We start from the raw sequence: 3,822 nt of genomic DNA, 5'->3' as shown, positions 1-3,822 counted from the left end.
CCACGCCGCCACCGCCCATCAGCAGCGCGTTCCACAGGATTCCTTCGCCGCCGCGCAAACTGCCGATGCGGAGAAGGTCCATAGAGATTCCGGCGTGCCACCCGAGGAGCAGGGTGCCCGCATAGGCGCAGGCCTGGGCAAGGATCAGCGTCCTGGCCGCCAGAATCGGGTTGAGCATGTTCTTCTTTTTGCCATTGCGCCACCGCAGTACGCGAATGCCCATGATGAGCGTCAGGCCTGCGATAACGGCCATGGTCACCAGCGCGGAGACCGGCAGGACCGGGGTGGGCATGCTGAAGCGGTTGGTGGTGGCCGTTGCCAACCAGCCAATGACCGCAGCGATGACGGCGATGAGCACCAGGACTACCGGGCGCATTGCTTTCATGGCTGCTCCACTGCTCCGGTCGCAGGCACACCGGCGACGTCACCGTAACCGTCAAAGCGCCGGATATCAGGCATATCGGCGGCGGCGGCGGCCAGTTCGGCGACGCTCTGCCCATTCAACCGGGCGTGCGGTTCCAGCAGCGACCACGGGTAGAGCACGAATGCGCGCTCAGCTGCCCGCGGATGGGGAAGCGTCAGAATAGGATCCTCACTCACGAGATCACCGAAAACGACGATGTCTACATCCAGCGTCCTAGGACCCCAGCGCACCTCACGCGTACGGTGATGCTGCTGTTCGACGTCGTGGCAATGCTTCAGGAGTTCCAACGGGGTCAGCGTTGTTTCGACAGCCATCACCATATTCAGGAAGTCCGGCTGTCCCTCCGGACCGCCCACAGCCTTGGTCTGCACCACCGGGGACACTCCCAAAAGACGAACTTCGGGGGGATCAACCAAGGCGGCCACAGCCGTGGACAGGGTGTCGTTGCGTTCCCCCAGGTTACTGCCGAGGGCCAGGATGGCCTTGGTGTAACCGGATGTCATGATCGCTCCCGGTGCACGCTGACCGTAACGTCGCCGAACGGCACCTCAATGGGGGCCTTGGGCTTGTGAACGGTGACATCGACGGCGGCCACGCTGTAGTTCTCCAGGATGGCCTCGGCGATCCTGACCGCCAGTCCCTCGATCAGGTTCAGGGGCTCGCCCTCGATGTGCCGGGTAATCAGTTCAGCCACTTCACCGTAGTGGGCCGTGTACTGGAGATCATCCGTCTCAGCCGCTTTGGTGAAGTCCGTGTACAGCACCGCGTCCACCACGAAAGGCTGGCCGTCACGGCGCTCGAAATCGAACACTCCGTGATAACCGACGGCGGTGACGCCTGTCAGCGTGATCCTGTCCACAGCGTTTCCTATCAGCGGGCGATACGGGCAGCGACCTTGACAGCGTCAAGGCTGGGGCCGACGTCGTGAACGCGGACAGCCCAGGCGCCCTTGGTGGCGCTCAAAGCGGTGATGGCTGCCGTAGCGGCGTCGCGCTCCAACGGAGCAGCCGACTTGCCGGCCACCGTAAGCAAGGAACCGAGGAACCGCTTGCGGGAAGCAGCCACCATCACCTTGTGGCCCAGCGCGAAGAGCTGGTCCAGGTTCTTGAGGATCTCCCAGTTCTGGTCCTCGTTCTTGGAGAACCCAACACCGGGATCGATGATGATCTGCTCGGGCGCAACGCCTGCTGCGTACAGTTTGTCGCGGACACCGCTGAGCTCGGCCACCACATCTTCTGTGACGTTGTTGTAGTCCGTGAGGCTGTCCATGGTGGAGGCATCACCGCGGCGGTGCGTCAGGATGTACGGAACCTTGGTCCGGGCAACGAGCTCGGGCATGTCCGGTTCAATGGTCAACCCCGAGACATCGTTGATGATGGCTGCGCCCGCCTCAATGGCAGCTGCTGCGGTAGAGGTGTGCATGGTGTCGATGCTGACCAGCGCGCCGGCTTTGACCAACGCCTCAATCACTGGGATAACGCGGCGCTGTTCTTCCTCCGGGGTAACGGGCTCAGCGCCCGAACGGGTGGATTCACCACCGACGTCAATGATGTCTGCGCCTGCATAGAACATGCGCAAGCCCAGCGCGATGGCGGTGTCCGGTGTCCGGTGCGTGCCGCCGTCGCTGAAGGAATCCGGGGTGACATTGAGGATTCCCATGACGAGCGTGCGGTCCGTTGGCAGATCCTGGAACCTGGCCGCGGGCCGCGGTTTACGGAGAACCGGCAGCGGGCTTGTGGCCGGGCCGGTTCCGGGTGCTGCAGCGAGGGAGTCCATAGTGCTTACCTTCCGAGTATGAGGCTCATGGCCTCGGCGCGGGTGGCCGGGTCATGGAGTTGACCGCGCACCGCACTGGTGACGGTCTTTGCGCCGGGCTTGCGGATGCCACGCATGGACATACACATGTGTTCACATTCGACAACCACGATCGCGCCACGAGGGTTGAGGTGCTTCACGAGCGCCTCAACAATCTGGGTGGTCAGGCGCTCCTGCACCTGCGGCCGGCGCGCGTAAATATCGACCAGCCGCGCCAACTTGCTCAGGCCGGTCACCTTTCCGTCATGTGACGGAATGTAACCAACATGCGCGACGCCGTGGAACGGCACCAGATGGTGCTCACACGTCGAGTAGAAGGGGATGTCCTTCACAAGGACAAGCTCTTCATGGTCGAGGTCGAACGTGGTGGACAGGACATCCGCGGGGTGCTGGTGCAGACCCGCGAAGACCTCGGCGTACGCCTTGGCCACGCGCTTTGGCGTGTCCAGGAGGCCCCCACGCTCAGGGTCTTCCCCGATGGCAAGGAGGATCTCGCGGACAGCCGCTTCAATGCGCGGACGGTCAACTTTGTGGGCGTGCTGGGAGCCCGCGGCTGAACCGTGGGCGGCGGCGAGGTCGTCGTCGTCGTCGAAATGAGTCACGGCAGATAGCTTAGCCGTGATGCGTGGAGTCGTTGCCGCCGTCGGGCCGCGGTGCCTGGAAGGAGTCCTGGCTGCTGACCCCCTGGGCATGCGGTGCGACGACGTCCAGCGGCTCGTCCAGGCGTGCCTTCTTGGCCTCTTCCTGGGCTTCGCGCTCAGCCTTTTCCGCACGGCTTTCCACCGGCGGGATCGACTGCACCGGGCGTGATTCCTTGGACAGCCAGATCTCGCGGAAATCGCGCTTCCGGATGTCGTGGAAGATCTCGGCGATCTCAGCCTGGTTCAGGGTTTCCCGTTCCAGGAGTTCCAATGCCAGACGGTCCAGGACGTCCCGGTTTTCCGTGAGGATGGCGTAGGCCTCGTCGTGTGCCTGATCGATGAGGCGACGTACTTCTTCGTCCACAACGTAGGCGATCTGGTCCGAGAAGTTGCGCTCCTGCGCGGCATCGCGGCCGAGGAACGGCTCGCCGCCGCCCTGGCCCAGTTTCACGGCGCCAACGCGTTCGCTCATACCGTACTGAGTGACCATCTTCCGGGCCGTGGACGTTGCCTTCTCGATGTCATTGGAAGCGCCGGTGGAGGGATCGTGGAACACGATTTCCTCAGCAACACGGCCACCCATGGCGTAGGCCATCTGGTCCAGCAACTCGTTACGGGTGACCGAGTACTTGTCATCCTCGGGAATCACCATGGTGTAGCCGAGTGCCCGGCCGCGGGGAAGGATGGTGATCTTGGTGACCGGCGCGGAGTTGCGCAGGGCAGCAGCAACCAGTGCGTGGCCGCCTTCGTGGTAAGCGGTGATCTTGCGCTCGAGTTCCTTCATGACGCGGCTGCGCTTCTGCGGGCCGGCCATGACACGGTCGATTGCCTCGTCCAGCGCGCGGTCATCAATCAGGTTGGCGTTCGAACGCGCGGTCAGCAGTGCGGCCTCGTTGAGGACGTTGGCAAGGTCGGCGCCGGTGTAGCCCGGGGTCTTCTTGG

At 63.6% G+C, this 3,822-nt stretch carries 5 protein-coding genes and 1 pseudogene; all 6 read right to left on the bottom strand.

The genetic code is table 11. The annotated features are described in order from the left end of the window. On the bottom strand, positions 1 to 385 hold a 385-nt coding region (locus tag HP499_RS21940), incomplete at its 3' end, for a DUF3180 domain-containing protein (protein WP_172326214.1). Further along, complete coding sequence (folK, locus tag HP499_RS21935; RefSeq protein ID WP_172326213.1) at positions 382 to 927, bottom strand: 2-amino-4-hydroxy-6-hydroxymethyldihydropteridine diphosphokinase; 546 nt, start codon at positions 925 to 927, stop codon at positions 382 to 384. The genes HP499_RS21940 and folK, both read right to left, overlap by 4 nt. Next, on the bottom strand, positions 924 to 1,283 hold the full coding sequence (gene folB / locus HP499_RS21930; RefSeq protein WP_172326212.1) for a dihydroneopterin aldolase: 360 nt from the start codon (positions 1,281 to 1,283) through the stop codon (positions 924 to 926). The genes folK and folB overlap by 4 nt, the downstream gene beginning before the upstream one ends. Before the next feature lie 11 nt (positions 1,284 to 1,294). Further along, complete coding sequence (gene folP / locus HP499_RS21925; protein WP_172326211.1) at positions 1,295 to 2,200, bottom strand: dihydropteroate synthase; 906 nt, start codon at positions 2,198 to 2,200, stop codon at positions 1,295 to 1,297. A 5-nt stretch (positions 2,201 to 2,205) separates the two neighbouring features. Beyond that, entirely contained in the window at positions 2,206 to 2,841 is a 636-nt protein-coding gene (gene folE / locus HP499_RS21920) for a GTP cyclohydrolase I FolE (protein ID WP_172326210.1), read from the bottom strand. Positions 2,842 to 2,851: 10 nt separating this feature from the next. Further along, positions 2,852 to 3,822, bottom strand: a pseudogene (locus HP499_RS21915) (ATP-dependent metallopeptidase FtsH/Yme1/Tma family protein); the annotation flags it as partial.

It is taken from the genome of Paenarthrobacter sp. CM16 (assembly GCF_013179505.1).
GTDB lineage: Bacteria > Actinomycetota > Actinomycetes > Actinomycetales > Micrococcaceae > Arthrobacter.
Note: the sequence above shows the minus strand (reverse complement) of the source record. Positions and strands in the feature narration are given on the sequence as shown.

What these genes read in the sequence shown, in the direction of transcription:
- folK (WP_172326213.1), bottom strand. Translation starts at nt 927, where the DNA reads ATGACATCCGGTTACACCAAGGCCATCCTGGCCCTCGGCAGTAACCTG.
- folP (WP_172326211.1), bottom strand. Translation starts at nt 2,200, where the DNA reads ATGGACTCCCTCGCTGCAGCACCCGGAACCGGCCCGGCCACAAGCCCG.